Origin of the sequence: Streptomyces griseosporeus, from assembly GCF_014656055.1 — a bacterium.
Taxonomy (GTDB): domain Bacteria; phylum Actinomycetota; class Actinomycetes; order Streptomycetales; family Streptomycetaceae; genus Streptomyces; species Streptomyces griseosporeus.
In genome coordinates this window covers 809,189-835,489 of sequence record NZ_BNBR01000003.1, presented here as the reverse complement: position 1 = coordinate 835,489, position 26,301 = coordinate 809,189, and the positions used below count along the sequence as shown (strand labels likewise).

Below are 26,301 nucleotides of genomic sequence, written 5' to 3'. Positions count from 1 at the left end.
ATGTCCGGAGTCAGTTGGTGAATGAGTCGCCTTTTGGCGTCGACGCACTCACTCGGCGTCGGTCCCTTGCTCACGCTAGCCGCTGTTCAGCCAGCGGAGGCTGGCGATCACCCCCAGCAGCAGAGCCGGGCTGACACACCACCAAGGCAAGACCCGTCGAACCGAGGGCAGCAGCCGAATCCCGGCCACCGCTGCCGCGGCGCCCACGGTGAGCGAGCACGACAGGGTGATGCCGCCGTACGCGTCCTCGTCCCAGGTGCCGGACGGACGAACGGTCAGTGCGGTCCAGCAGAAGTACGCGGCCATAAGGGTGAGCAGAAGCAGCGGTACGGCAAGGACAAGCCGGAGACAGCCACGGTCGTCCTCTGCCTCACGAGAACTGGTCATCCGTGAAGTGTGGCCGCCTCGATCACCACGCGGACACCCGCACGCAACCCCCACCCCGCCATGGCCCCCGCCTCCGCCTCCAGCACATGCCGGGCCCGCAAGCGGGGCCGCCCGAGTCGCCCAGGCCGCATGGTCCGCACGGCGATGACCCGCAACCGCCGGTCCAGGTAAGCCACATCGATCGGCATGCGCATACGGAAGGTGTGCACACTGTTGGCCGGCGACAGAAGCAGGGCCCCGTCAACCGACTCGCGCCCCAACAACCCTTTGGTACGGGCACGATAGGAAGCGGCGATCTCCAACGGAACCAGGACCACCCCTCGCTCACCCCCCTCCACGACCAACGTCCCCAACCCGTCCCGCCACCGTCGCGCCACGCCCACCGCCCCCTGCCTCCTCCGCGCCTGCGTGCCGACCGTAGCCACTTCGTTACGAGCCTGGGGCAGTCGCCTGGTAGACCTGTTGTGATACGGGCTGGAAGTCAACCGCGGTGGCCGAATGCTCACCGGTCACCACGCCACCCACCACACGACTGACACAGCTGATCGCTAAAGTAATGGGTGCGGTCTTGTCTGATCCGAAGACCGAACGGGGAACGGGGAGGTACCGGTGCTGCCGAGCGATAGCGGTGGATCGACGACGTCGAGCGCGACGGGCGGATCCTGGGTGTCCAACATCTTCGACACCGCAAAGAACGCGGTCCAGGACATCCAGACCGAGTTCACGTCCTTCACCAAGTTCCGGCAGCGGATCGACGAGCTGATCCGCGACCTCAAGGAGTCGCAGGCGGGTCCGAAGAAGGTGGGCGAGGACCAGGTGTCCCGCACCCAGTTCGGCGGCGGCGACAACTCCTGGGTCGAGGCGGCGGGCCTGCACAAGTCGTACGAGAAGGTCATCACCGACCTGGAGTCGTTCTCCAAGCTGCTCGGCGACTGCATGGAGGCCATGTCCATCGCGGTCCTCGCCTCGCACAAGGGCTACGACAACATCGACGACGACGTGCGCAGGCGCATGGCCGCGATCAACGCGGAGACGACGAAGCACTACGGCGGTCCGTACGACCCGGAGCACGCGAAGAACCACGGCGCCCACAGTGGCGGCACCGGAGGCGGCCAGCAGCCGCCCGCCGGTGGTGACACGGGCGGCACGATCTGACGCGGATGCACGGACGACGGGAACGGGGAGACAGCTGATGGCAGGCAACGGATCCGGTGGCGCCACGCCCTTCGAGGGCATGAGCCACGAGCAGATGCTGGCATGGCTGGACCAGGCCAACAGTGGCACGGTCGAGGGCGCGGCCGGCAAGCTGCGCAAGGCGGCCACGGAGATCCGCTCGATCGCGGAAGAACTGAAGATCCGCCCGCAGTGGGTGGAATGGAAGGGCGAGGGCGCGGACGCCTTCCGCGTCTGGGCGGGCGACCTCGCCAACTCGGCTCACCGCCTTGCCGATTTCAGCGAGGACTCCGCGAAGTGGCTGCACACCGCCGCCACCGCGATCTCGCAGGCCCAGACGTCCATCCCGCGCGACAAGCCGACCGCCACGGCCAACCTCGACGCGGCCCGCGCCAACCACAACGACCCCGACGCCGCCGCGGTCGCCTCCAAGTCCACTGCCGAACTGGCGGCCCTGAAGGCCAACCAGGAGAAGGTCCGCCTGGAGGCGGCGGCCGAGATGCGCAAGCTGGCGCAGTCGTACGACCAGTCGTCGACCCAGATGGACAAACTGGAGCGCCCTAAGTTCCCGCCGCCGCCTTCGCAGTTCGTACCCGGCCACGACGAGACGTGGCAGGACCTGCCGCGCACTGGGGGCTCCGGTGACGCGAGGACCGGAGGAGCCACGGTGGGAGGCGGCGGATCCACTGGAGGTGGATCCGTTATCGGGCATGCATCGGTGCCAGGACGACCGAGCGAGGCAGGGTCCCCCGCGCACGTTGTGCCCTCCGAAACCCACCGGCCTCCTGCCAATGTCGACCGCCCCACGCGCGTCGAGATCGACTCCGTCAATACGTTGCCCGAGACGCACCGTCCGGCTCCAGGACCCACCACTGGGCCGACCACGGGGCCCGCACCGGCGCGGCCTGAACCAGTTCTTCCTCCATCCGTCACGGGCATGATCCAGCCAACTACCGGTCGCGGTGGACGTATGCCCACTGTCCCCGGCGGGACAGGCAGACAAGTCGGCGGACGCTCGCCGCTCGCACCCGGTCAGGGAACCGCTGGAGTGCCGCGCGGGCGTGGCGTGACGGGAAGCGGGCAGTTCCCCCATGGGCCGACGTCCGGGACTCCCGCAAACAGGACGCTCCCTGGTCAAGGGGTGGGCCGCAACCTTCCCTCCGCCACCGGAGCCACCGGACGGCCGACCGGCCCCGGCGTCACGGGAGGGCGGCCGACGGGACCGGGCGTCACTGGCGGGCGCCCAACTGGTCCTGGTGTGAACGGACGTCCCACGGGGCCGGGCGTGGCCAATGGGCGTCCCGCCGGCCCTCGTGTCACCGAAGGCCGACAGACCGGTCCGGGCGTTGTCGGGGGCCGTCCAAGTAATACGGTCGCGGGGGGACGGCCGGGCGGTCCGGTCGGCCCGGGAACTCCGGGCGGGCGGCCAACAGGCCCCGCCGTCAACAGTGGACTTCCCACCAACCAGGGTGTTGCCGGGGGCCGCCAGACCTCCACGCCTTCTGCGGGCACAGGCCGTCTGCCCGGCGGGACGGTCGTCGGCGGCGAGCCGACCAGCAGCCGTGGAGGCACTGGAACCGGACGCCCCTTGTCCACCCCGCAGAGCGGCGTCGTCGGTGGCGCTCCACAGCACACAGGTCGGGCACCTGTCCGTCCGGGCGCTCCTGTGCCCTCTGCTCCGACGCGCGGTGGAATCGCCGGCGGTACGCCGAGTGACGGCGCCAATCACGGAAACGTACGTCGTGCCACTGGCCTGTCCAGCACCCCACAGCAGGGCAAGAGGCAGCAAGAGACGGACCGGCGCAACGGCGCGCAGCCGGCCGACGACTGACGCAGAGCGAGAGCACGAAGGGGATTACATGCCCACCAACAGGACAGGACACGGCTGGCTCAAGGTTCTGACCTCATCGGTCGCAGGCCTCCTGCTGGTGGGCGGTACGGGAACAGTGGCCCAAGCCGACTCGGTCCGATCGATGCAATGGCATCTGGACGCCATGCACGCAGAGGAGATGTGGCGGACGAGCACCGGCAAGGACGTCACGGTCGCCGTGATCGACAGTGGGGTCGACCCGAACAACCCCGACCTCAAGGGCCGTGTGCTTGACGGACTGGACCTGGCATCGAAATTCCGGAGTGGTGACGAGCATACGGATATCGATGGCCACGGCACCGGTATGGCGGGTCTTATCGCGGGCACCGGAAAGGGCGGCGCGTACGGCCTCGCTCCGGGCGCGAAGATCCTGCCTGTGCGGCTGCCCGGAGCAAACGACCTCAGCGGCTTCGCAGGACCGTCCTATCTGAGCAAGGCCATTCGCTACGCGGCCGATTCGGGCGCCAGAGTCATCAACATCTCCAAGGGCAGTCCGGTTCGCAGTCCAGAACTCGACGCGGCCGTGAAGTACGCCATCGATCACGGTTCCCTCCTGTTCGCGGCTGTCGGTAACAGCGGTGACGAGGGCAACGCCGTCGAGTACCCGGCAGCCACGCCCGGCGTCGTCGGCGTGGCTGCTGTGGGCAAGGACCTGCGGCGGAGTTCGTTCTCTCAGTACGGCCCACAGGTGGACATGTCGGCACCCGGTGAACAGATGGTGCATGCCTGCGGAGGCAAGACCGGCCTGTGCAAGACCGACGGCACCAGTGACTCCACCGCGCTCGCCTCCGCCAGCGCCGCCCTCATCTGGTCCAAGCACCCGACCTGGACCAACAACCAGGTCCTCCGGGTCATGCTGAACACCATCGGCGGCCCCACCGACGGCGCCAAGCGCAACGACTCCATCGGCTACGGCATCGTCCGCCCCCGCATCGCCCTCCAGAATCCCGGCGACCCGGGCCCGGCGGACGTCTACCCGCTGCCCGACCTGAAGGCGGCGGAGAAGACCACGCCCCCGTCGGCGGACGCCTCCGCGTCCCAGGGCGCCGGTGCGCCGGCCAAGGGCGATGACACCGGCGCGAATGCCTCAGCCGCGAAGGACTCCGGCAACAGCACCGTGTGGATCGCCGTCGGCGTCGCCGCGGTCGTCCTGCTGGCAGCCGTGGTGGCAGCGGTCGCCATCAGCCGCAAGCGGCGCCGCCAGGTCCCGCCGCCCCCGCCGTCGGGCATGCCGATGCAGCAGACGCCGTACGGGGGGTGGCAGTTCACGCAGCCGGGAGCGGGAGGCACCCCGCAGGGCGGTCCGGTCGATCCTGGACAGCCCCGCTGACGTGACCGGGTCACCTGAGCGGCTTCTCAAGCCGACTCGACACTCAATCAGAACAGATGGGGAATCCATCCATGACAGGAACCCGAGCGAGCCATTCTGAAGGTGGCTCGTCCGCGGAGCCGGTAGGGATGCGTCTCAATCAGCTCCCTGCCGATGTAACGGGTCCCACGGGGTTCGGACCGAACCTCGCCTCCTCTCCGGCGGAAAAGAAAGCCGCAGCCCAGGCGATCGAGGATCACATCGAGCCCGGTACGACTAAAGCCGGTCGATGGGCGGATCACGATACCGAAGCGGCTGTAAAGGCATTTGGCCCCAAGGATGGTGAAGGATGGTTGACCTCGGGAGCTCTGAAGAAGGCGCACAAGACGTGGGGTGATCAGGTGAGAAACCTGTTGAACCGCCTTGGTTCGGACAAGGACGCCTTGCGTAACAGCAACATTGTTCTCACGGGTACAGACCTCGGTATAGGGTCCACAGTCCGTCAGTCATCCACGCTGGACCAGTACTGACTGTGATCTTTTGACCTTCTAGAGCCCTCCCTCCTCTTCTGCCCAGGGACTACGCATGCCCAGCTACCACGAGATTATGGAAACCGATCTGTCAGCGCTCACCACGGCTGCGGACCGGTGGGACGGTATGGCGGCGGAATTCGCCAAGCAGGAGAAGGCATACCGGCGGGATGTGCACAAGATTTCCATGGGCACGACGTGGACCGGCTTGAGTGCCGACGCGGCTAACGCTCGGTTTGACTTCACCCTCCAGGAGTTTCAGTACGCCCAGACCGAGGCAAAGGCTGTCGCAAAGCTGCTGCGTGATGCGCACGGACAGTTTGTTGAACTTCGCGGCAAGCTGAAGACGGCTCGGCAGGAGGCCATCGAAGCCGGCATGAAGGTTTCGGATCAAGGCGTGGTCAGTCTGGATATCGACAAGATGTCCGAGGACGAGCGCAGGGCCTTGCATCACGACCCCGGTTATATGGAGGCCGTGCGGTCGTGGCAGGAGCACATTAATCAAGCGGTTCAGAACGTGACAGACGCGGACGCGGGTGTCGAAGTCGCCCTGAAAGCAGTCGTGATCGATTCGGATGTTGTCCCAGGCGGTTTCAACGGTGCCGCTGAGGGAGACATCGAAGTTTATGAGGGGCAAGAAGCAGAGGAACTGCTTGAAAAGCTGAGCGACGGCGGCCGGCTCACGGACAAGGAAATCGCCGAGCTCAAGCGTGCGTTCCGCGACAACAGCGGTAATCAGGAGTTCTCTCGCACAGTCTTGGATGGTCTGGGCGCGGGTGGCACGATCAGGTTGACGAATGAGCTGAACGATCTCGTTCACTTCAGGGGCGGTAGTCGAGTCAGTGACTACGAAGAACTCGAGACGGGGCTGGCCAACAGCCTTGCTTCCGCGACCAAGGACACCAAGTCCCCTTGGTACCAGGAGTGGCGCAAGGAGATGCGCAAGGCCGGGGTCGAGCGGTACGGAACTGATGCGCAGGGTGTTCGCCTTGACAAGGCCGTGGGATATCAGTCGCTCGTCACTCTCATGCAGAAGGGCCACGGGTATTCGCGTGGAATGCTCGAAGACCTGACCGACGACATGATTGCGGCGGAGAAGAAGGACTCGGACATCTGGCGGCTGAAGGGCGAGTACAGCGGTAAGCAGGGTGGCTGGTTCGCCAACGACCCCGTGGACGGGATGCTCGGCATCATGAGCCACGACCCCGGTACGTCGGCCGATTACTTGAAGTCGGACGCCCGGATGAAGTACCTCATGCAGGAACGTGACTGGGACGTGGTTCTGCATGAGCGTGAGGGCCCCAAGGTCAGCACCTACGCGCCCGGGCTGGACGGCGACGACAGGGTGGGATTCGGAGCAGCTCTCCAGGCAGCGGCGACCGGGGTCGACCCCTCCGACCCGAATGCCCACTTCGTCCACCATAGGCCGGACAACGACAAAGTCTTTGCGTCGGCGTTCAACTATCTGGCGGACGCTGGTGACAAGTTCCCGCCGTCTCTTCGAGAGCCGATGGCGGCCATGCTGGTCAACAGAGGTGACACCGTCCATGCCTCAATGAGCGGCATCGCTATGGGGGATTCGCCACTGGATCAGACCAAGCTGTTCGAGGTAGCAAAGCAGGTGTCCAAGGATCAGGACGCATATGGTGTCCTGAACGGCGGCCTGAATCAAGCAATGGTGGCTGATATTCACAGCGACCGCTCGGATTCGACTGATTCGCTGATCAGGGCTGGGCGTACGGTGGGATTTTTGGAAGAAGCGCGTCTCGAGGCTCAGGGGGATCCCAAGACGGCCGATTTTGAGGCCAAGCCCATCTTCGACAAGGCCATCAGCTACATCCCTGTTGCCAGTGATGATGTACAGCAAGGCTTTGACTATGTGACCGGGAAATGGCTCGAAGATGAGCAGAAGAGGCTTGACGATCAGCAGACGCAGGAAAATATCAAGGCTTACGAGAACAGAAACGGACAGCTGGTCGCTCTCGCGAACGAGTGGAGCAGCGTGCACTCAGGTGATCGCTCCCAGCTTGAAGCTCAAGCCGACATCAACGTGCATGCGCAGGCCGGGCTGGAACACGCCAAGGGTGTTTCCGGAAAGGTTTCGAAGTGAGGAGGCGTGTGCGTATGCGCGCCTCGGTGGTCCTCGTCGTCGCTTTGTCGACTCTCGCCCCATCCTGCGGTAACTCATCAGACGTAGAGGTGCCACAGGCTATTTGTGGAACGCGCATCGACCCTGATCTCACTCGTCCTCTGCTGACCTCCAAGGATGACCTTCGTGAGTCCAGCAGGGTGGACCGCGCGGAGGCGACGTCGGGTCCCTGTACAGTCCTGTCGAAGGACGACCCAGTGCTTGAGTTTCATTTCTATTGGGCGGATGATGCGCCAGATCTCGAGCGCCTGGCGAGGAACAACGAGCCGCTCGGCGTAACAGAAGTGCGGAACGGCACGGTAGTCAAGGGCATGCTCATCGGTGACAACGGAGCGATTGCCACGAGCCCATGTCGGACTCAGGCCGGAAAGCACTTCACTCTCGCTTTGCAAGTGTCCGAGCTGCGTGCGGATGACCGAAGCCGCCGCACGGAAATCGAGGACTTCATGCGTTCCTACTTCCCGGCCACGCTCAAGACAATGCACTGCTCCTGAGGACCACCCACCACTGTCCGACAAAGCAGTTGCCGCTGTCCGCGCGACGGGCTACCAACTCTCCATGACAACTCTCGGTGCCATCATCCGCCCGCAGCTTCCCCCCGAGCGGTTCCGGGGTCTCGTTCAGCTTGCCGATCGGGCTGGGCTTGAGGAGGTGTGGCTGTGGGAGGACTGCTTCCTTGAGGGTGGGGTGTCCAGTGCTGCTGCCGCGCTCGCCTGGACCGAGAACGTTCGGGTGGGGGTCGGGCTGTTGCCCGTTCCGTTGCGGAACGTTGCCATCGCCGCCATGGAGATCGCCTCGCTGCAGCGCATGTTCCCTGGGCGGGCCCGTGTCGGCGTCGGGCACGGGGTGCAGGAGTGGATGGGGCAGGTGGGGGCCCGGGTCGAGTCGCCCGTGACGTTGTTGCGGGAGTATGTCGAGGCTCTGCGGGCGCTGTTGAGGGGGGAGAGGGTTTCCGTGCAGGGGCGGTACGTCAGGCTTGAGGACGTGCAGCTCGGGTGGCCGCCTCAGGAGGCCGTCGAGGTTCTTGTGGGGGCCGTCGGGCCCCGGACCGTGCGGCTGTCGGGGGAGGTTGCCGACGGGACCATCCTCAGTGAGGTGACGCCGGCCGACGGGGTGCGCAGCGCCGTGCAGTTGATCGCCGAAGGGCGCGCGGCGAGTGGGCGGGGTGGCGAGCATGCCGTCGTGTCCTATCTGCTCGCCGCCACCGGGGACGGCGCCCATGACCGGCTCCGTGCCGAGGTCGAGGGGAAGGGGCTCGGGGACGTGGCCGGGCTCGGGGTCGCCGGGGATGCCAAGGCCGTTGCCGAGGCCGTGTTGCGGCTGGTCGATGCCGGGGCCGACACCGTCGTACTCGAACCGACCGGGGACGAGCCCGACCCCGAGGGGTTCCTGCGGTTCGTGGCCGAGGAGGTTCGGCCGCTCGTCCCCTAGGGCTCGCGCCTGGTCCCCTGATGCTCGGCCCTCGTTCCCTGAGGCTCGCCGCTCGTCCCCCTGAGCCCGGCGTCAGGTGCGTGGGCGGTCGCCCGTCGCGCCGTCGATCAGTTCCCGCACGATGTCCATGTGGCCCGCGTGCCGTGCCGTCTCCGTGAGCATGTGGGTCAGGACCCAGCGCAGGGAGACCGTGCGGTCCGGTTTCCAGGGCGGGGCGCCCACCGCGTCCAAGGGGAGTTCCGTGATGACCGCGTCCGCGGCGGCCCGGGCGCGGGCGTAGAAGGCGAGGAGGCCGGCCGTCGTCTCGTCGGCCGTCGCCCGCATGTCCTCGTCCGTGTAGGGGTCGAACCACAGCGGCTCCCGTTCACGGCCGAACGTCTCCACGAACCAGCCGTACTCCACCGACGCCAGGTGCTTCACCAGGCCCAGCAGGCTTGTGCCGGACGGGGTCATCGGGCGGCGGGCCGCCTCCTCGTCCAAGCCCTCCAGCTTCCACACCACCGCGTCGCGGTGGCTGTCCAGAGCCGCGAGGAGGGTCGTCTTTTCGTCGCCTTGGGCGTCCGCAGTCGTCATGCGCGGAAATTAGCAGCAGCCTCTGACATCGCCCTGTCATCATCATGACCATGCCTACACCGCACGCCCCGGACCACGGCGACCGCAGCTTCGACGATCTCGTCGCCGAAGGCGTCGCCGTGCCCACCGAGGGGTGGGACTTCTCCTGGTTCGAGGGGCGGGCCAGCGAGGAGCGGCCCTCCTGGGGGTACGCCGTGTCCATGGCCGGGCGGATGGCCGGTGCCCGTGCCGCGCTCGATCTGCAGACCGGGGGCGGGGAAGTGCTGGACTTCGCCCTGGGGCGCGCCGGTCGTACGCCGCCCGTCGCCGTCGCCACCGAGGGGTGGCCGCCCAACGTCGCCAAGGCCACCGCCCTCCTGCGGTCGCGCGGCGTCGCCGTCGTCGCCGCCGAGGAGGACGCCCCGCTGCCCTTCGCCGACGGGGCCTTCGATCTCGTCGTCAGCCGGCATCCCGTACGGCCGCAGTGGGAGGAGATCGTGCGGGTGCTGGAGCCGGGCGGGACGTACTTCGCGCAGCATGTCGGGCCCGCGAGTGTCTTCGAACTCGTCGAGTATTTCCTCGGGCCGCTGCCCGAGGAGGTGCGCTCCAAGCGGCATCCCGACCGTGAGCGGGCCGACGCCGAGGCCGTGGGGCTGGAGATCGTCGACCTGCGGGCCGAGCGGCTGCGGATCGAGTTCCACGACATCGCCGCCGTCGTGCACTTCCTGCGGAAGGTCGTGTGGATGGTTCCCGGGTTCACCGTGGAGGCGTACGAGCCGCAGCTGCGGGCGCTGCACGAGCGGATCCGGGACGAGGGGGCGTTCGTGGCGCACAGCACCCGGCATCTCTTCGACGCGCGTAAGCCCCGGTAGGACCCCGGTAGGAGCAGGGCGGGGGCGGTTTCCACATCGTTATCGGGGGCGGCTGGTTTTTCGGGCAGTCCTTCGCATAGGTTCAGACCAAGGTAATTCGCGTGAGCAAAGCTGCGCGGGCGGCACCGCGCAGTGGAGGGGGCTGCGCGGTGCCGTCACCCACCGAGCAAGAGCGCCGCGCCGTAAGTCCGAGGCCGTGAAGCGCCGTCGCCGTCAAGCACGCGCGCGGGACGCGTAGTCCGTCGGGGGGACCCCCGGGGTGGCGCGCTGTACCGGCCGCCGTACGGGTCCGGAATCGTCCGAAAACCGAGAAGCCGCTGCGTCCGGGCCCTCTGCCGGCTGTCCGGAATCCGTTCTCGGTCTCATCGCGGCGTCGTCATTCGGTTTCGGAGAGTAGTTGTGGCACGCCGGTGCACGCATCTGCCCTTACGAAGGGTTATGGTGGAAACCCCCCCTCGGGCCGGTCCGTCTCCCCCCCACGGACCGGCCCGTTTTCTTGTCCGTGCGCACCCCGTGCGCCCCTGCGCCCCCGACCGGCCCCCGGGCCCCGCTCGGCGCCCGCCTCCAGCCCGGCGCCCGCCCCCGGCCCGGCCCTCGCCCCCAGCCCGGCCCCCTCACCCCTTGCCGGCCCCCTCCCGCATCAGCGGTAGGCTTCGCCACCGGGGACCGTTCCGCACCGGAGGGGCTGACAATCACGTGAACCTGCGCGACAAGCTGCGCGGCCTGCTCGTCAGGCTCTACGCACGCCGGGTGGAAGGCCACCTGGACCACGCTCAGGTGCCCAAGCACATCGGCGTGATCATGGACGGCAACCGGCGCTGGGCCAAGGCCGCGGGGTCCACCACCGCCCAGGGGCACCGCGCCGGAGCGGACAAGATCGAGGAGTTCCTCGGCTGGTGCAGCGAGACCGATGTCGAGGTCGTCACCCTCTGGCTGCTGTCGACGGACAACTTCGACCGGCCCCAGGAGGAACTCGGTCCGCTCCTCGGGATCATCGAGGACGTCGTGCGCACCCTCGCCGCCGACGGACGCTGGCGCGTCCACCACGTCGGCACGATGGACCTGCTGCCCGGCGGCATGCAGCGCACGCTGAAGGAGGCCGAGGAGGCCACCGCGCACGTCGACGGGATACTGGTCAACGTGGCCATCGGCTACGGCGGCCGGCAGGAGATCGCCGACGCCGTGCGGTCGATGCTGCTCGACGCCCGGGACAAGGGCACCTCGCTGGAGGAGCTGACCGAGTCCGTCGACGTCGAGATGATCGGGCGGCACCTGTACACCGGCGACCAGCCCGACCCCGACCTCGTGATCCGCACCAGCGGCGAGCAGCGGCTGTCCGGTTTCATGCTGTGGCAGACCGCCCACTCGGAGTACTACTTCTGTGAGGTCTTCTGGCCGGCCTTCCGCAAGGTCGACTTCCTCAGGGCCCTGCGCGACTACGCCGCCCGCCACCGCCGCTACGGCGGCTGAGGGCCCCTGACCTGACACGGAACGGACACGGGGCAGGCGTCACCGGGAGTTCACCGGCACGCCGCCGCGCGCTTCGGCATGGCATCGCGCGTTCGAGGGCATAAGCCAAGCAGGTCGACACCCGAACCACGGGCGTCGGATCTCAGCGGGCGGCACGGGGCCGTCCGCCCGGGAGGCCCTTTGCACCAGCCCGACCGTGCGGACACTGCACGGAAGCAGCCGCGGAGGGCCGGTTCACGGCCCCTCGCACGCGAGGGCCGGACACCGGTCCAGCACCGTCTCGTCGCTCCCCGACCTCATCCGAGGGGGTACGTCCTTCCGTGGTGACCAGCGTAAAGCGCCACAAGCCCGACCGGCGCACCTATGTTCTCGACACCAGCGTCCTGCTGGCCGACCCCAATGCCCTGACCCGCTTCGACGAGCATGAGGTCGTGCTCCCCATCGTCGTGGTCACGGAACTGGAGGCCAAGCGGCACCATCCCGAACTCGGGTACTTCGCCCGGCAGGCCCTGCGCCTGCTCGACGACTACCGGGTGCGGTACGGCCGCCTCGATGCCCCCATCCCGACCGGGGACCTCGGCGGGACCGTACGGGTCGAGCTCAACCACTCGGACCCCAGCGTGCTGCCCACCGGCTACCGCCTGGGGGACAACGACTCCCGCATCCTCGCGGTCGCACGCAACCTCCAGGCCGAGGGATACGACGTCACGGTCGTGTCGAAGGACCTGCCGCTGAGGATCAAGGCCTCCTCCGTCGGGCTCCTCGCGGAGGAGTACCGGGCCGAACTGGCCATCACGGAGAACTCCGGCTGGACCGGGATGTCCGAACTCACCCTGCCCGGCGAGCAGGTGGACATCCTCTTCGAGGAGGGACACGTGTATGTGCCGGAGGCCGCCGGCCTCCCGGTGCACACCGGCCTGACCATCGAGTCCGAGCGCGGCAAGGCCCTCGGCCGGGTCACGCCGGAGGGCAACGTCCGCCTGGTCCGCGGGGACCGCGAGGCGTTCGGCATCAAGGGCCGCAGCGCCGAGCAGCGCATCGCGCTGGACCTGCTGCTCGACCCGGACGTCGGCATCGTCTCCATGGGCGGCCGGGCCGGCACCGGCAAGTCGGCGCTGGCGCTCTGCGCGGGACTGGAGGCCGTCCTGGAGCGGCGGCAGCACCAGAAGGTGATGGTCTTCCGGCCGCTGTACGCGGTCGGCGGGCAGGAGCTGGGCTATCTGCCGGGCAGCGAGGCGGAGAAGATGAGCCCCTGGGCCCAGGCCGTCTTCGACACGCTGTCGGCGGTCACGTCCCGCGAGGTCATCGAGGAGGTCACCGCGCGCGGCATGCTGGAGGTCCTGCCGCTCACCCACATCCGCGGCCGCTCGCTGCACGACGCGTTCGTCATCGTCGACGAGGCCCAGTCGCTGGAGCGCAACGTGCTGCTGACGGTGCTCTCCCGGATCGGCGCCAACTCACGGGTCGTACTGACCCATGACGTGGCACAGCGGGACAATCTGCGCGTCGGCCGCTACGACGGTGTCGTCGCCGTCGTGGAGAAGCTGAAGGGCCACCCGCTCTTCGCGCACGTCACGCTCAACAGGTCCGAGAGGTCCCAGATCGCCGCACTTGTGACCGAAATGCTGGAGGACGGGCACATCTGACCCACCTGAACAGACTCATCCAACTTCATAGGCGTTACGCATCAGTTGGCGCCGTCGGACGAAGGGAAAGAGCCTAGTCCGGCGGCGCCTTCGCATGTGTGCGTTCGATGAAATCCCGTGGGTCAAACGGGATGTGAGCTTTCACACGCAACTCGGAATTGCCTTGCGGCGTCGGGTTACGGCAGAGTCTCACTCCTGTCAGGCCCCGCATACGACACACCTGTACCCCCAGCGGTACGGCACCACAGCAGGAACACCAACTCCATAGCAGCCGTCGTATGCCGCCCGAGCACCACGCGGCGCTCCCGTGCAGGGAGTTGCCCACCGGGCCCGAGCCTCCCGTGACCCCGCAGTTGGGGAGGCCAGTGCCAGGGGCACGATTGCGTCCGCCAGGGTCACCGAAGCGGGCGATGCTGGAAGGAAACCGTGTGAGCCGGATCTCGGTCCGGGGATTCGCAGTGGCATCCGCCACCGCAGTCACCGCTGTCGGAAGCGTCGTCGGCGTTGCCTCGGGCAGCACCGCAGCGCAGAACAACGACGCCGAAGCGCTGGCAGCCGACGCGACGCTCCTCGCGGACATCCCCGCGGGTCAGCAGGCCCAGGTCCAGGCCGCGTCCCTGACGCAGCAGGCCGACGCACAGGCCATCGTCGCGGACGCGTCCGCGAAGAAGGACGCCGAGGAGGCGGCCCGCAAGGCGGCCGCCGAGACCGCGATCGCGAAGAAGGAGGCCGCCGAGAAGGCGGCCGAGGAAGCCAAGGAACGCGCCGAGGCCAAGGCCGCCGCGAGCCGCAGCTCCGCCGACTTCCCCGTACAGAGCTCCTACTCCATCGCGCAGATCCAGGCGATGGCCCGCCAGATGGTGGCGAGCGGCCAGTACCAGTGCTTCAGCAACATCGTGGACCACGAGTCCAGCTGGAACTACCGCGCCGTGAACGCCTCCTCCGGCGCCTACGGTCTCTTCCAGGCCCTGCCCGGCTCCAAGATGGCCTCCGCCGGCGCCGACTGGCAGACCAACCCGGCCACCCAGATCAAGTGGGGCCTCAACTACATGAACGAGCGGTACGGCAGCCCCTGCGACGCCTGGTCGTTCTGGCAGGCCAACCACTGGTACTAGAGACCGGCCACTGGTCCCGGACACCGGTACCCGGCACCGCCGGTCAACCTCCGCAAGCCCCTCCCCGTCTTAACGGAGAGGGGCTTTCGCCCTGTACGGTCTGACACGGACGACCCCTGGGGGGAGTGGTGGGGCGAGACGGGGGAAGAGGACGGATCATGTCGCGAGTGCCAGGGTGGCTCGGCCGGCTCGGCGCTGGGCTCAGTGAGATGGGGGAGCGGCTCGACGAGCGCCGCGCCGAGGCCGAGCGCGAACAGCACGAACCGGAGCCGCAGCCCGACCCGGTGGTGTCACCGGAGTACGAGCCCGCCGTGGTCCGGGTCCGCCCCGACCCCGCCCAGGCGGTCCCCTGGGGTGTGCGGGTGGCCGCCGAGGCCGGCTGGCGGCTGCTCGTGCTGGCCGGCACGCTCTGGGTGCTGATGAAGGTGATCAGCGCCGTCCAGCTCGTCGTCCTCGCCTTCGTCGCCGCCCTGCTCATCACGGCGCTGCTGCAGCCGACGGTCGCGCGGCTGCGGCGCATGGGCGTACCGCGCGGTCCGGCCACGGCGCTCACCGCGATCCTCGGCTTCGTCATCATGGGCCTGATCGGCTGGTTCGTGACCTGGCAGGTCATGGAGAACATCGACAACCTCTCCGACCAGATCCAGGACGGCATCGACGAGTTGCGCAAGTGGCTGCTCAACAGCCCCTTCCACGTCACCGACAAGCAGATCAACCAGATCGCCAAGAACCTGCGCGAGGCGATCGGCGCCAACACCGACCAGATCACCTCGGCCGGCCTGGAAGGCGTCCAGGTCGTGGTCGAGGCGATGACCGGCATCCTGCTGACCGTCTTCTCCACGCTGTTCCTGCTCTACGACGGCCGGCGCATCTGGGAGTGGACGCTCAAGCTGGTCCCCGCCGCCGCCCGCCCGGGCGTGGCCGGGGCCGGGCCGCGCGCCTGGGCCACGCTCACGGCGTACGTACGGGGCACGGTGATCGTCGCCCTCATCGACGCCATCTTCATCGGCCTCGGCATCTACTTCCTGGACGTGCCGATGGCCGTCCCGCTCGCCGTGTTCATCTTCCTGTTCGCCTTCATCCCGCTGGTCGGCGCGGTCGTCTCCGGGGCGCTGGCGGTGGTCGTGGCGCTGGTGACGCAGGGCGTGTTCACGGCGGTGATGACGCTGGTCGTGGTCCTCGCGGTGCAGCAGATCGAGGGGCACATCCTGCAGCCGTTCATCCTCGGCCGGGCGGTGCGGGTCCATCCGCTGGCGGTGGTGCTGTCCGTGGCGGCCGGCGGCATGGTGGCCGGCATCGGCGGCGCGGTGGTGGCCGTACCGCTGGTGGCGGTGACGAACACGGTGGTCGGCTATCTGCGGGCGTACTCCCGCGGCCCCGCCCTGCGGCACTCGCCGCAGCCGCGGGGGGCGACGTCGTCGGACGCCTCACCGGCGGCGCCGGTGTCGGGGGAGGCGGTCGAGACGCGGTCGGAGGAGCCGAGCGAGCAACAACCATAGGAACGACAAGGCCCCGCTCACCTTTCGGTGGGCGGGGCTCTGTCGCGTGTGACGCGTCTTTGACGCTACTCCGCGTCGGCCAGGACGGCTTCGGCGTCCAGGGTCACGCCGACCGCCTGGATCACCGAGGCGATCTTGAAGGCCTCCTGGACGACCTCGCGGTCGAGGCCGGCCTTGCGCAGGACCTGCTCGTGCGAGTCCAGGCACATGCCGCAGCCGTTGATGGCAGAGACCGCGAAGGACCACAGCTCGAAGTCGACCTTGTCGACGCCGGGGTTGCCGATGACGTTCATCCGCAGACCGGCGCGCAGGTTGCCGTACTCGTGGTCCGAGAGCAGGTGGCGCGTCCGGTAGAAGACGTTGTTCATCGCCATGATCGCGGCGGCGGACTTGGCGGCCTGGTACGCCTCCGGCGTCAGGTTCGCCTTGGCCTCCGGCTCCAGCTCCCGCAGCACGACGGCGGAGCGGGAGGCGATGGCGGTGGCGAGCACCGTGCCCCACAGCTGCTGGGCGGGAAGCTCGGAGTTGCCGATGACCGAACCCAGGTTGAGCTTCAGGTCCTTGGCGTAGTCCGGTATACGGGACTTCAGGGAGTCGAGGGACATGCCTCACTCACCAGCCAGCAGCGCGACCGGGTCGAGGGTCTCGTCGCCCTTGCTCCAGTTGCACGGGCACAGCTCGTCCGTCTGCAGCGCGTCGAGGACCCGCAGGACCTCCTTGGGGTTACGGCCGACGGAACCGGCGGTCACCATGGAGAACTGGATCTCGTTGTTCTGGTCGACGATGAAGACGGCACGCTTGGCGAAGCCGTCCTCGTCCTCGATGCCCAGCTCGCGCATCAGCTCGTGCTTGGAGTCGGCCATCATCGGGAACGGCAGGTCGCGCAGGTCGTCGTGGTCCTTGCGCCAGGCGTGGTGGACGAACTCGGAGTCGCCGGAGAAGCCCAGGATCTGCGCGTCACGGTCGGCGAACTCGTCGTTCAGCTTGCCGAACGCGGCGATCTCGGTCGGGCACACGAAGGTGAAGTCCTTGGGCCAAGCGAAGATCACCTTCCACTTGCCCTCGTAGGTCTTGTGGTTGATCTTCTCGAACTCCTTGCCCTTCTCCAGCGAGACGCAGGCGGTCAGTTCGAACTCGGGGAACTTGTCACCGACAGTGAGCACACGCTCTCCTTGCAGCGAAGAAACACCCATTTTGCTGGTGTTTCCCATGGGTTGGACGATCTCGATGTTGGCACAGCGTGCATTGATCCGTGAAATAGCTACACTCGGTCGTGTTGATCGGAGACAGCTATCAGTGAGGATGTCGGTGAGGATCCGTGAGCGTCGGCAGTAAACGACGTCAGCCCAGCCTGTCGCAGCTCCGGGCATTCGCGGCGGTCGCCGAGCATCTGCACTTCCGGGACGCGGCCGCGGCGATCGGGATGAGCCAGCCGGCCCTCTCCGGGGCGGTCTCCGCCCTGGAGGAGACACTCGGTGTCACCCTCCTCGAGCGTACGACGCGCAAGGTACTGCTCTCGCCGGCCGGGGAGAGGCTGGCGGTGCGGGCGAAGGCGGTGCTGGACGAGGTCGGGGCGCTGCTGGAGGAGGCGGAGGCGGTGCGGGCGCCGTTCACCGGGGCGCTGCGGCTGGGCGTGATCCCGACGGTGGCGCCGTACCTCCTGCCGACGGTGCTGCGGCTGGTCCACGAGCGCTATCCGGACCTGGACCTCCAGGTCCACGAGGAGCAGACCGCGAACCTCTTGGACGGCCTGCACAGCGGACGCCTGGACCTGTTGCTGCTGGCGGTACCGCTGGGTGTGCCGGGTGTGGTGGAACTGCCCCTCTTCGACGAGGACTTCGTTCTCGTCACCCCTCTCGACCACCCGCTCGGCGGCCGCGAGGGCATAGGCCGCGAGGCCCTGAAGGAACTCAACCTCCTCCTGCTCGACGAGGGTCACTGCCTGCGGGACCAGGCGCTGGACATCTGCCGGGAGGCGGGGCGGGAGGACGCGCCGGTCACGACGACGGCGGCGGGGCTGTCCACGCTGGTGCAGCTGGTCGCGGGTGGGCTGGGGTGCACGCTGCTGCCGCGTACGGCGCTGAAGCTGGAGACGACGCGGAGCAGCCAGCTCCTCACCGGCTCCTTCGCCGAGCCGGCCCCGACGCGGCGGATCGCCCTGGCGATGCGGGCGGGGGCGGCGCGGGGCGCGGAGTACGAGGAGCTGGCGGCGGCTCTACGGGAGGCGATGCGGGCGCTGCCGGTACGTGTGCTGGACGGCGCGGGGGAATCTTCCTGACTTGGTCCTGGCCGGATCGGCTTGAGGGGTGCCCGGCGTTGGTCCGGCCAGGAGGTGGGTCGTGCCGAGGTCGGCTCGACGGGTGCCCGGCGCTGGTGCCGACCGGGGGTGGGTCGCGCGGCCCGGCGCTGGCGGGGTGCCGCTGCGCCCACCCGTGCCGCCCCAGCGGCACGACTGCCCGCAGCTAAGCGGACTGACGGCCGCTGCCGGGTGGGCGCCGGCCCAGCGGTGCGGCTGCCCGCTACCCCAGCGGGGCGGCCCCGCCGCAGTCAGGGCGGCCGGTAGACGCGTACGGCGGGAAGGGGACGTGTCGGGGGGTGTCCGCCCGCAGCGGGCGGCGGAAAGTGGCGGTGAGAATTTGACCGACGTAGCGGCGCACCGAGGACGGATACCCCCCGGCGCGGCCCCGACCCACCCACCAGCAGATGGCGCTACACCAGCCCCCCACACACCCGCGCGGGCCGCCGCAGGCATTCAGGGGCGCGGGGAACTGCGCGACCAGCCCCCCGCCACCCGCAGACGAACGACTACTCCGTCCGCAACCCGTCCGCCCTCATCAACCGCGCCAGCGGCGGCAGGCTCAGCAGCGTCACCGTCAGGACCACCCCGGCCCCGATCCCGGTCATCGACAGCACGCTCGGCCAGTCCACCCGCACCTTCGCCGCCGACATGCGCAGCAGCACCGACCCCAGCGTCAGCCCCACCACCGAGGCCAGCAGGAGCCCCAGCGCGATCGGGATGGCCGTCTGCCACAGCACCGACAACCCCAGCGTCCGCCGCCGCGTACCGAAGGCGACCAGCGACGACAGCAGCTTCCGCCGTTCCCGCAACTGCTCCAGCTGCGACACCAGCAGGCTCGCCCCGATCAGCGCCAGCACACACGCCGCGCCCACGAACAGCCCCTGCCGGATGGCGGTGAACTTCTCCGACTCCCGCGTCGACGTCCACGTCATCGCGTCCGCCAGCGGATCGACCCGCGCGGCGGTGTTACGGACGTACTCCGCCGCATCCGGCACCGACCGGTCGAGCCGCAGGTAGATCTCGGAACTGAGCGCAGAGCCGAGGGAGGAATCGAGGGCAGAGGCGGGGGCTGAGACGGCGGTAGAAGCGACCGCACCCCCCGCCCCCTTCCGCAGCGCCCCCGGCGTCAGCAGCAACCCGTCCGCCTTGAACCCGAGCAGCCCGTCCACGGACGCCGCCTCCCGCAGGCCACGCCGCGGCACCGTCCACGGGATCTCGCGGCCGGGATCCTCGTCGTAGGACGGGTCGAGGTACAGCGTCCGCCCGGGCTTGACCAGCGCGGACGCGCCGTCGTCGTACTCGGCGCCGGTCAGCTCGAACACATCGCCGTCCCGGCACGACGGCAGCGTGGCCAGTTCGCGCAGGGCGGCGCAGTCGCCGACGGTGATCGAGGCGCTCTGCTCGGGGTTCTTGCGCCGGTCGGAGAGGGAGCCCATGGAGAGCTGGGTCACCGTACGCACCCCCTTCGTGGCACGGAACCGCTCCCCGGCGTCGCTCCCGCCTCCGTCGGCCCCCAGATGCACCTGCATCTGAGCCCGCCGCAGATCCTTCCCCGTGGCCTCGGTGTAGTCCCCCTCGACCCCCGCGAACAGCATCTGCAGGGCGATCGCCCCGGCCACCGCGACCGCGATGCCGTTGACCATGCGCGCGGCCGTACCGCTGCTCAACTGGAGTCGTCGTACCGCGAGTTGCCAGGCGACCGAGCCCCCGCCGAGGCGGGCGACGACGGCCTCCACGATCCACGGCAGCAGCGCCGTCACGCCGACGAGCAGCAGCAGGACGCCGCCGGTGACGAGGTACTGGTTGAAGTCGCCGTTCTCCCGGCCCTGCCCGACCATCGGGTACAGCATCGCCAGGCCGCCCAGCGGCAGCAGCAGCCGCCACCACAGCCTGCGCCGGGCCGGCTTGGCGGTCCGTACGACGCCCAGCGGTTCGATGACGACGCCGCGCAGCGCGAACAGGGTGACCAGCACGGACGCAGCGGGGACGGCGACGGCGACCAGGACGGCCAGCGCGGGGGAGGGGTTGAGGTAGCTGGGGAAGACGCTGGTGCCCAGCACCTCGACCGAGCCCGCCGCCTGACGTCCGATCAGGAAGAACACCGTGCCGAGGACGAGGCCGAGCAGTGAGCCGCCGAGCGCCTCGCCGGCCGCGATGCGCCGGGTCATCCGGCTGTCGGAGCCGACCAGCCGCAGCGCGGCGAGCCGCCGGTCGCGGCGCTCGCCGCCGAACCGTACCGCCGCCGCGATGAACACGGCCACCGGCATCAGCAGCACCGTGAACACGACCAGGATGAGCAGGATCAGCACGGGGTCCATGCGCTCGGACGTCTGCCCGGGCACCTTCTCGCCGAAGGCGACGATGCGGGCCACGCGCGAGTTGTCGATGCGCGGCGCGAGGTCCTTCGCGCCCGCGTAGTAGGCGAGTTCGTGGGAGCCGACCAGGCCCTGCTCGGCGATCGTGCCGGCGATGCGGTACGGCAGCCGCTCCCGCAGCAGTGTGCCGTCGGAGGAGGTGAGCAGGTCCTTCAGTGCGGGGGAGACGACCATCTCGCCGGCCGCCGGGAACCGGTCCACGCCGGGTGGCAGCGGCGCCTTGGGGCCCTCGGGCTCCAGCAGCCGCCCGCGCACGTCCCGCTCGCCGTACGTGGTGTTCGCGTCGGCGACGACGAGCGTGTCGGCGGCCTTGGGCCGGGGCGGCTGGCTGAAGGTGTGGTCGGCGCGCGCCTGCTCACGGGCGTCGCGCACCGACAGCACGTTGGGGACGGCGGTGGTCAGCAGCAGCAGTGCCACGCCCAGGCCGACGCCGACGGCCGTCAGCAGGGCGCGGGTCCAGCCCTCGCGTCCGCCGCCGAACGCGAACCGGACGCCCATCGCCAGGTCCCGGGCCCACTGTCGCGCGGTCCTCATACGACCCGCTCCATGTCGCGGGACTTGCCGTCCCGTACGACGATCTCGCGGTCGGAGTAGGCCGCGACCCGTGCCTCGTGGGTGACGAGGACGACGGCGGTGCTGGCCGAGCGGGCGGCCTCGGTGAGCAGTTCCATGACGCGCTCGCCGTTGAGGGAGTCCAGCGCGCCGGTCGGCTCGTCGGCGAAGACGACCCGCGGGCTCGTGACGAGCGCGCGGGCGACGGCGACCCGCTGCCCCTGCCCGCCGGAGACCTCGCCGGGCCGCTTCTTCGCCAGGTCGTCGACCTCCAGCCGCCGCATCCAGTCGAGCGCGGTCTGCTCGGCCCGCTTGCGGGAGGTGCCGTTCAGCCGGAGCGGCAGGGCGACGTTCTCCACGCAGGTCAGCTCCGGCACCAGCTGCCCGAACTGGAAGACGAACCCGAACTCGGAGCGGCGCAGGGCGCTGCGCTGGGCGTCGTTCATCGTCGCGAGGTCGCGTCCGTCGTACAGGATCGACCCGGCGTCGGGGGTGACGATCCCGGCGAGGCAGTGCAGCAGTGTCGACTTGCCCGAGCCGGAGGGGCCCATGACGGCGACGACCTCGCCGGGGTGGATGGAGAACTCGGCGCCGTCGAGGGCGACGGTGGGGCCGTAGGCCTTGCGCAGGCCCTCGGCCGCGAGGAGGGAGCCGGCGGGGGCGGTCACGGGGACACCACCGCCTGCCGCAGCTTGTCCAGGCGGGCGGCGGTCAGCTCCAGCCAGCGCAGGTCGGCCTCCAGGTGGAACAGGGCGTGGTCGCAGATCAGCTGGTCGGCGAGGTCGCCCTTGCGCTTGCGGTCGGTGAGGATGCGCATGCTGCGCAGGTGCTCGGCGCGCTGGGTGTCGAGGATGTCGGCCGCGTCGCGGTGGGTGAGCAGGGCCAGGACGACCTTGGTGTACAGGGTCGACTGGAGGTAGGGCTCGGGCTTCTCCGGCGTGCCGAGCCAGCGCTCGACGTCGGTGATGCCGGCCTCGGTGATGGCGTACCGCTTGCGCTCGGGGCCGTCGCCGGCCTCGATGCCGTCGACCTCGACGAGGCCGTGCTTCAGCAGGCGGGACATCGTGGAGTAGACCTGGCCGTAGTGCAGCGGCCGGTCGTGACCGAACTTCTCGTCGAAGGCCCGCTTCAGGTCGTAGCCGTGGCGGGGCCCGGACTCCAGGAGTCCCAGGAGGGTGTGACCGATGGACATGCCGACGACTGTACACAGGGTGTATACCCCTCGTGTATACGCGGAGTGTGCACCTCACGGCGGGCGGTAGGGACGGGCAGGTCGGGGCCGATTGTCACGGTTCTGAAACACCGGAAGTACCGTCGGAGGTGCCGTCGGAGGCGCCGGACGCGGGCGGCCGGCCGCGCCGGGGCAGCGGGCCAGTCTCCCGGGGCAGCCGCCCGGCCTCCGCGAGCGCCTTGCGCAGCAGGAACTCGATCTGCGCGTTGGCCGAACGCAGCTCGTCGCCGGCCCAGCGGGCCAGCGCCTCGTACACCAGCGGGTCCAGCCGCAGCAGCACCTGCTTGCGCTGCTGCGGCCGGCGCCGCGGGGGCGTCCCCTCGGACTCGGGGGTCACTGGTAGAGGGTCCCGGTGTTGAGGACGGGCTGCGGGGCGCGGTCCCCGCACAGGACCACCATCAGGTTCGACACCATCGCCGCCTTGCGCTCCTCGTCCAGCTCCACGATGTCCTGCTCGGTGATCCGGGCGAGCGCCGCCTCGACCATGCCGACCGCGCCGTCCACGATCTGCCGCCGGGCCGCGACGACCGCGCCGGCCTGCTGCCGCTGGAGCATCGCGGAGGCGATCTCCGGTGCGTAGGCGAGGTGCGTGAAGCGGGACTCGATGATGTGCACGCCGGCCGCCTCCACGCGCGCGTGCAGCTCCGCGGCGAGCTTCTCGGTGATCTCCTCGGCGTTGCCGCGCAGCGACAGGCCGTCCTCGTCGTGGGCGTCGTAGGGGTACTCGATGGCGATGTGCCGGACGGCCGCCTCGGTCTGGGTGCTGACGAACTCCAGGTAGTTGTCCACCTCGAAGGTGGCCTGCGCGGTGTCGTTCACCTTCCACACCACGACCGCGGCCAGCTCGATCGGGTTGCCGTAGGCGTCGTTGACCTTGAGGACCGCCGTCTCGTGGTTGCGGACCCGGGTGGAGATCTTCGTCCGGGAGGTGAAGGGGTTCACCCAGCGCAGTCCGTCCTGGCGGATGGTGCCGCGGTAGCGGCCGAAGAGCTGGACGACCCGCGCCTCGCCCGGCGCCACCGTGTTCAGGCCGCGCAGGCCGATGAGCGCGGCCAGCAGGACCAGCGCGCCGCCGACGGCGAAGAGCGGGTTCTTCTCGGCCCCGGCGAAGAGGGCGGCGGCGGCGCCGATCCCGATCAGCCCGAGCAGCAGGGCGAGGCCGCCCCCGATGCTGCGCGCGGCGAACTCGCGGACGCGTGGGGCGGGCATCTCGGGTACGTCGAGGTTCTCGGACATGGGGTTCCCCCGGTTCGTGAAGTGCTTGCGCGGCGCTCCGGTCTGGAAGCGCGCATCTAGCTAAGTGATATCACTTTTCCCGGTGGAGGCAACTCTCAACCCCCGCCGGACGTCGGTTCCCATGACAGGGGTGCTCATTGTCACGTCCGTAACGACCGCATCGGACGGCCTTTGTCACATACAGCGGTGTTAGCTTTCTGAGCTGACCTGGGCCCGGCACTCCTCGTGTGACGGACGACGACGAAGCGGAGCGAAGCAACCCATGGGACGAGCGGAAGAGAGACGAGCGCGGCAGCGCGGTGGCCGCCGCGCGGCGCCCAAGCGCCGCCGCTCGTCACAGGCGGGCGGCAAGAGCGGCATACGCCGGCTGTTCACCTGGAAGAAGATCCTCGGCACGTTCCTCGGCCTGTGCCTGCTCGGCATCGGCGCCTTCATCGTGCTCTACATGATGATCGACATACCCGAGGGCAACGCCGACGCCAAGCTGCAGAGCAACGTCTACAAGTACAGCGACGGCTCGGTCATGACCCGCGACGGCGACGTCAACCGGGAGATCGTCGACCTCGCGAAGGTGCCCAAGAAGGTCCAGCGGACCTTCGTCGCCGCCGAGAACAAGACCTTCTACAAGGACTCCGGCGTCGACCTCAAGGGCACCGCCCGCGGCATCCTCAACACGCTCTCCGGCAAGGGCGCGCAGGGCGGCTCCACGATCACCCAGCAGTACGTCAAGAACTACTACCTCAGCCAGGAACAGACCGTCTCCCGCAAGCTCAAGGAGATGGTGATCTCGCTGAAGCTGGACCGGGAGAAGTCCAAGGACTACATCCTCGCCGGCTACATCAACACCAGCTACTACGGCCGCGGCGCCTACGGCATCCAGGCCGCCGCCCAGGCCTACTACCGCGTCGACGCCGAGGACCTCAGCGTCGAGCAGGGCGCCTACCTCGCCGCGCTGCTCCAGGCGCCCAGCCAGTACGACTGGGCCAGCGCCTCCGACACCGGCAAGAAGCTCGTCCAGCAGCGCTGGAACTACGTCCTGGACAACATGGTCGAGGAGGGCTGGCTGACCCAGAGCGAGCGCTCCGCCATGCAGTTCCCGGTGCCCAAGGACCCCAAGCCGTCCCCCGGCCTCGGCGGCCAGAAGGGCTACCTGGTGGAGGCGGCCAACGCGCAGCTCGCCCGGCAACTCGTCGCCGAGGGCTCCGCGGACGACTACAAGGACGCGCTGTCGCTGGTCAAGCGCGGCGGCTGGACCATCACCCTGAACATCGAGCGGAAGAAGCAGGCCGAGCTGGAGAAGTCCGTGAAGGACCAGCTCACCAGCAAGCTCGACCCGAAGGAACGCAAGGTCGACGCGAACGTCCAGGCCGGCGCGGTCTCCGTGAACCCGAAGACGGGCGCGATCGTCGCGATGTACGGCGGCGTGGACTACTTCAAGCACTACACGAACAACGCCACCCGCGCCGACTACCAGCCCGCCTCCACCTTCAAGCCGGTCATCCTCGCCGCGGCGATCGACAAGGGCGCCGAGACCCAGTCCGGCCGCCCGATCACCGCGAACACGATCTACGACGGCACCAGTGAGCGCCCGGTCGTCGACCACGGCACCGAGGTCGGGTTCGCCCCGGAGAACGAGGACGACCAGAACTACGGCCCCATCACCGTGCAGACGGCGATGAACAAGTCGGTCAACTCCGTCTTCGCGCAGATGGGCGTCGACGTAGGCATGAAGAACGTGCTGGACACCGCCGGCGACCTCGGCATGGACACCGAGAACCTGCAGGCGGTGCCCGCGCAGACGCTCGGCTCGATGGGCGCGAGCCCGCTGCAGATGGCCGGGGTGTACGCCACCCTCGACAACCACGGCAAGAAGGTCACCCCGGCGCTCATCAAGTCGGTGGAGCACATCTCCCGCACGGTCACGCTGCCGAAGCCGGTCGGCGAGCAGGTCGTCAGCCGCGAGGCCGCCGACACGGTGACCTCCGTCCTCACCGGCGTGGTCGACGACGGTACGGCCCGCACCTCGGTCCGCGACAACCCGCTGCGCAACGGCCAGAAGGTCGCCGGCAAGACCGGTACCTCCGACAACAACAAGTCGGCCTGGTTCACCGGCTACACCCCCGACCTGGTCACCTCCGTCGGCCTGTTCGGCGAGGACGCCAAGACCCACGTCCAGACCACGCTGACCGGCGCGACCGGACGCCTGCCCGGCAAGGGCCGGGTCAACGGTGGCGGCTTCCCGGCGCAGATCTGGGCGGCGTACACCTTCGGCGTGCAGAGCGAGGTCAGCGAGTTCGACCTGGAGACCGACCAGGGCGCGGCGGTCCAGCCGACCGTGACGGCGACCCCGTCGGAGACGCCGACCACCGAGGAGCCGTCGGAGACGCCGACCACCGAGGAGCCGTCGGAGACGCCGACGACCCAGGAGCCGTCGGAGACGCCGACGACCGAGGAGCCGACCGAGACGCCGTCGCAGACGCCGACGACCTCGGCCACCCCGTCGGGGACACCGTCGCAGACACCGCAGAACCCCTTCGACCGGTTCACCCAGGGCAGTCAGTAGGAGCGGATAGGCGGAAGAGGGCGCCCGGTGCACACCGGGCGC

The 26,301-nt window shown here is 69.0% G+C and carries 23 protein-coding genes; 13 read left to right on the top strand and 10 right to left on the bottom strand.

The window, feature by feature from the left end; genetic code table 11:
* Positions 1-75 precede the first annotated feature (75 nt).
* Entirely contained in the window at positions 76-387 is a 312-nt protein-coding gene (locus IE308_RS18260; RefSeq protein WP_190218727.1) for a hypothetical protein, read from the bottom strand.
* Entirely contained in the window at positions 384-764 is a 381-nt protein-coding gene (locus IE308_RS18255; protein ID WP_190218853.1) for a DUF192 domain-containing protein, read from the bottom strand. Before IE308_RS18255 ends, IE308_RS18260 begins: the two co-directional genes overlap by 4 nt.
* 289 nt (positions 765-1,053) lie before the next feature.
* Between IE308_RS18255 and IE308_RS18250 the strand changes: the two genes are divergently transcribed.
* The 6 genes from IE308_RS18250 to IE308_RS18225 all read left to right on the top strand — a co-directional run bounded on the left by IE308_RS18250 (position 1,054) and on the right by IE308_RS18225 (position 8,849).
* Entirely contained in the window at positions 1,054-1,542 is a 489-nt protein-coding gene (locus IE308_RS18250) for a DUF2563 family protein (RefSeq protein ID WP_229908921.1), read from the top strand.
* 1,877 nt (positions 1,543-3,419) lie between these two features.
* Complete coding sequence (mycP, locus tag IE308_RS18245; RefSeq protein ID WP_190218726.1) at positions 3,420-4,760, top strand: type VII secretion-associated serine protease mycosin; 1,341 nt, start codon at positions 3,420-3,422, stop codon at positions 4,758-4,760.
* A 128-nt stretch (positions 4,761-4,888) separates the two neighbouring features.
* Positions 4,889-5,269, top strand: coding sequence for a hypothetical protein (locus tag IE308_RS18240; RefSeq protein ID WP_190218725.1), 381 nt, complete (start codon positions 4,889-4,891; stop codon positions 5,267-5,269).
* Positions 5,270-5,324: 55 nt separating this feature from the next.
* Positions 5,325-7,379, top strand: coding sequence for a hypothetical protein (locus IE308_RS18235; RefSeq protein ID WP_190218724.1), 2,055 nt, complete (start codon positions 5,325-5,327; stop codon positions 7,377-7,379).
* A gap of 14 nt (positions 7,380-7,393) precedes the next feature.
* Entirely contained in the window at positions 7,394-7,912 is a 519-nt protein-coding gene (locus IE308_RS18230; RefSeq protein WP_190218723.1) for a hypothetical protein, read from the top strand.
* A 64-nt stretch (positions 7,913-7,976) separates the two neighbouring features.
* Positions 7,977-8,849 carry an LLM class flavin-dependent oxidoreductase gene (locus IE308_RS18225; protein WP_190218722.1) on the top strand — a complete coding sequence of 291 codons (873 nt, stop codon included), beginning with the start codon at positions 7,977-7,979 and terminating at the stop codon, positions 8,847-8,849.
* A 72-nt stretch (positions 8,850-8,921) separates the two neighbouring features.
* Here IE308_RS18225 and IE308_RS18220 read toward each other — a convergent pair whose 3' ends face one another.
* Positions 8,922-9,422 (bottom strand): DinB family protein, encoded by a 501-nt coding sequence (locus IE308_RS18220; protein WP_110630089.1) that lies wholly within the window; start codon positions 9,420-9,422, stop codon positions 8,922-8,924.
* 44 nt (positions 9,423-9,466) lie between these two features.
* On the opposite strand from IE308_RS18220, the gene IE308_RS18215 reads away from it, so the two are divergent.
* From IE308_RS18215 to IE308_RS18195, 5 genes are all read left to right on the top strand, one after another.
* Positions 9,467-10,273 (top strand): methyltransferase domain-containing protein, encoded by an 807-nt coding sequence (locus IE308_RS18215; RefSeq protein WP_190218721.1) that lies wholly within the window; start codon positions 9,467-9,469, stop codon positions 10,271-10,273.
* 696 nt (positions 10,274-10,969) lie between these two features.
* Positions 10,970-11,743 carry an isoprenyl transferase gene (locus IE308_RS18210; protein ID WP_110630091.1) on the top strand — a complete coding sequence of 258 codons (774 nt, stop codon included), beginning with the start codon at positions 10,970-10,972 and terminating at the stop codon, positions 11,741-11,743.
* A 320-nt stretch (positions 11,744-12,063) separates the two neighbouring features.
* Positions 12,064-13,389: an RNA 5'-3' helicase PhoH2 gene (gene phoH2, locus IE308_RS18205; protein ID WP_110630092.1), complete on the top strand. Its 1,326-nt coding sequence runs from the start codon at positions 12,064-12,066 to the stop codon at positions 13,387-13,389.
* Positions 13,390-13,817: 428 nt separating this feature from the next.
* Positions 13,818-14,504, top strand: a complete 687-nt coding sequence (locus IE308_RS18200; protein ID WP_190218720.1) for an aggregation-promoting factor C-terminal-like domain-containing protein — start codon at positions 13,818-13,820, stop codon at positions 14,502-14,504.
* Positions 14,505-14,662: 158 nt separating this feature from the next.
* A complete protein-coding gene (locus IE308_RS18195) occupies positions 14,663-16,003 on the top strand; it encodes an AI-2E family transporter (protein ID WP_190218719.1) in 1,341 nt (446 codons plus the stop codon).
* 65 nt (positions 16,004-16,068) lie between these two features.
* On the opposite strand, the gene IE308_RS18190 is transcribed toward IE308_RS18195, so the two are convergent.
* Together IE308_RS18190 and IE308_RS18185 are read right to left on the bottom strand one after the other, a co-directional pair.
* Positions 16,069-16,608, bottom strand: coding sequence for an alkyl hydroperoxide reductase (locus tag IE308_RS18190; RefSeq protein ID WP_190218718.1), 540 nt, complete (start codon positions 16,606-16,608; stop codon positions 16,069-16,071).
* A gap of 3 nt (positions 16,609-16,611) precedes the next feature.
* Positions 16,612-17,166 carry a peroxiredoxin gene (locus IE308_RS18185; protein WP_110630095.1) on the bottom strand — a complete coding sequence of 185 codons (555 nt, stop codon included), beginning with the start codon at positions 17,164-17,166 and terminating at the stop codon, positions 16,612-16,614.
* 155 nt (positions 17,167-17,321) lie between these two features.
* Here IE308_RS18185 and IE308_RS18180 point away from each other — a divergent pair, with 155 nt between their 5' ends.
* On the top strand, positions 17,322-18,281 hold the full coding sequence (locus IE308_RS18180) for a LysR substrate-binding domain-containing protein (protein ID WP_190218717.1): 960 nt from the start codon (positions 17,322-17,324) through the stop codon (positions 18,279-18,281).
* Positions 18,282-18,808: 527 nt separating this feature from the next.
* Here IE308_RS18180 and IE308_RS18175 read toward each other — a convergent pair.
* The 5 genes from IE308_RS18175 to IE308_RS18155 form a co-directional block, all read right to left on the bottom strand.
* The gene (locus IE308_RS18175; RefSeq protein WP_190218716.1) at positions 18,809-21,211 is read right to left on the bottom strand and encodes an ABC transporter permease; all 2,403 of its coding nucleotides are present in this window, start codon (positions 21,209-21,211) and stop codon (positions 18,809-18,811) included.
* On the bottom strand, positions 21,208-21,897 hold the full coding sequence (locus IE308_RS18170) for an ABC transporter ATP-binding protein (protein WP_190218715.1): 690 nt from the start codon (positions 21,895-21,897) through the stop codon (positions 21,208-21,210). Before IE308_RS18170 ends, IE308_RS18175 begins: the two co-directional genes overlap by 4 nt.
* The gene (locus tag IE308_RS18165) at positions 21,894-22,421 is read right to left on the bottom strand and encodes a PadR family transcriptional regulator (protein ID WP_190218714.1); all 528 of its coding nucleotides are present in this window, start codon (positions 22,419-22,421) and stop codon (positions 21,894-21,896) included. The genes IE308_RS18170 and IE308_RS18165 overlap by 4 nt, the downstream gene beginning before the upstream one ends.
* A gap of 94 nt (positions 22,422-22,515) precedes the next feature.
* A complete protein-coding gene (locus tag IE308_RS18160; protein WP_190218713.1) occupies positions 22,516-22,797 on the bottom strand; it encodes a type II toxin-antitoxin system antitoxin in 282 nt (93 codons plus the stop codon).
* On the bottom strand, positions 22,794-23,696 hold the full coding sequence (locus tag IE308_RS18155) for an SPFH domain-containing protein (protein ID WP_110630100.1): 903 nt from the start codon (positions 23,694-23,696) through the stop codon (positions 22,794-22,796). Before IE308_RS18155 ends, IE308_RS18160 begins: the two co-directional genes overlap by 4 nt.
* Before the next feature lie 262 nt (positions 23,697-23,958).
* Between IE308_RS18155 and IE308_RS18150 the strand changes: the two genes are divergently transcribed.
* Entirely contained in the window at positions 23,959-26,259 is a 2,301-nt protein-coding gene (locus IE308_RS18150; RefSeq protein ID WP_190218712.1) for a transglycosylase domain-containing protein, read from the top strand.
* The last annotated feature ends 42 nt before the right edge of the window (positions 26,260-26,301 follow it).

Coding starts and splice junctions, on each gene's coding strand:
- IE308_RS18190 (WP_190218718.1), bottom strand. CDS start 16,608: ATGTCCCTCGACTCCCTGAAGTCCCGTATACCGGACTACGCCAAGGAC.
- mycP (WP_190218726.1), top strand. CDS start 3,420: ATGCCCACCAACAGGACAGGACACGGCTGGCTCAAGGTTCTGACCTCA.
- IE308_RS18240 (WP_190218725.1), top strand. CDS start 4,889: ATGCGTCTCAATCAGCTCCCTGCCGATGTAACGGGTCCCACGGGGTTC.
- IE308_RS18150 (WP_190218712.1), top strand. CDS start 23,959: ATGGGACGAGCGGAAGAGAGACGAGCGCGGCAGCGCGGTGGCCGCCGC.
- IE308_RS18235 (WP_190218724.1), top strand. CDS start 5,325: ATGCCCAGCTACCACGAGATTATGGAAACCGATCTGTCAGCGCTCACC.
- IE308_RS18260 (WP_190218727.1), bottom strand. CDS start 387: ATGACCAGTTCTCGTGAGGCAGAGGACGACCGTGGCTGTCTCCGGCTT.
- IE308_RS18155 (WP_110630100.1), bottom strand. CDS start 23,696: ATGTCCGAGAACCTCGACGTACCCGAGATGCCCGCCCCACGCGTCCGC.
- IE308_RS18225 (WP_190218722.1), top strand. CDS start 7,977: ATGACAACTCTCGGTGCCATCATCCGCCCGCAGCTTCCCCCCGAGCGG.
- IE308_RS18175 (WP_190218716.1), bottom strand. CDS start 21,211: ATGAGGACCGCGCGACAGTGGGCCCGGGACCTGGCGATGGGCGTCCGG.
- IE308_RS18165 (WP_190218714.1), bottom strand. CDS start 22,421: ATGTCCATCGGTCACACCCTCCTGGGACTCCTGGAGTCCGGGCCCCGC.
- IE308_RS18215 (WP_190218721.1), top strand. CDS start 9,467: ATGACCATGCCTACACCGCACGCCCCGGACCACGGCGACCGCAGCTTC.
- IE308_RS18220 (WP_110630089.1), bottom strand. CDS start 9,422: ATGACGACTGCGGACGCCCAAGGCGACGAAAAGACGACCCTCCTCGCG.
- IE308_RS18195 (WP_190218719.1), top strand. CDS start 14,663: ATGTCGCGAGTGCCAGGGTGGCTCGGCCGGCTCGGCGCTGGGCTCAGT.
- IE308_RS18230 (WP_190218723.1), top strand. CDS start 7,394: ATGCGCGCCTCGGTGGTCCTCGTCGTCGCTTTGTCGACTCTCGCCCCA.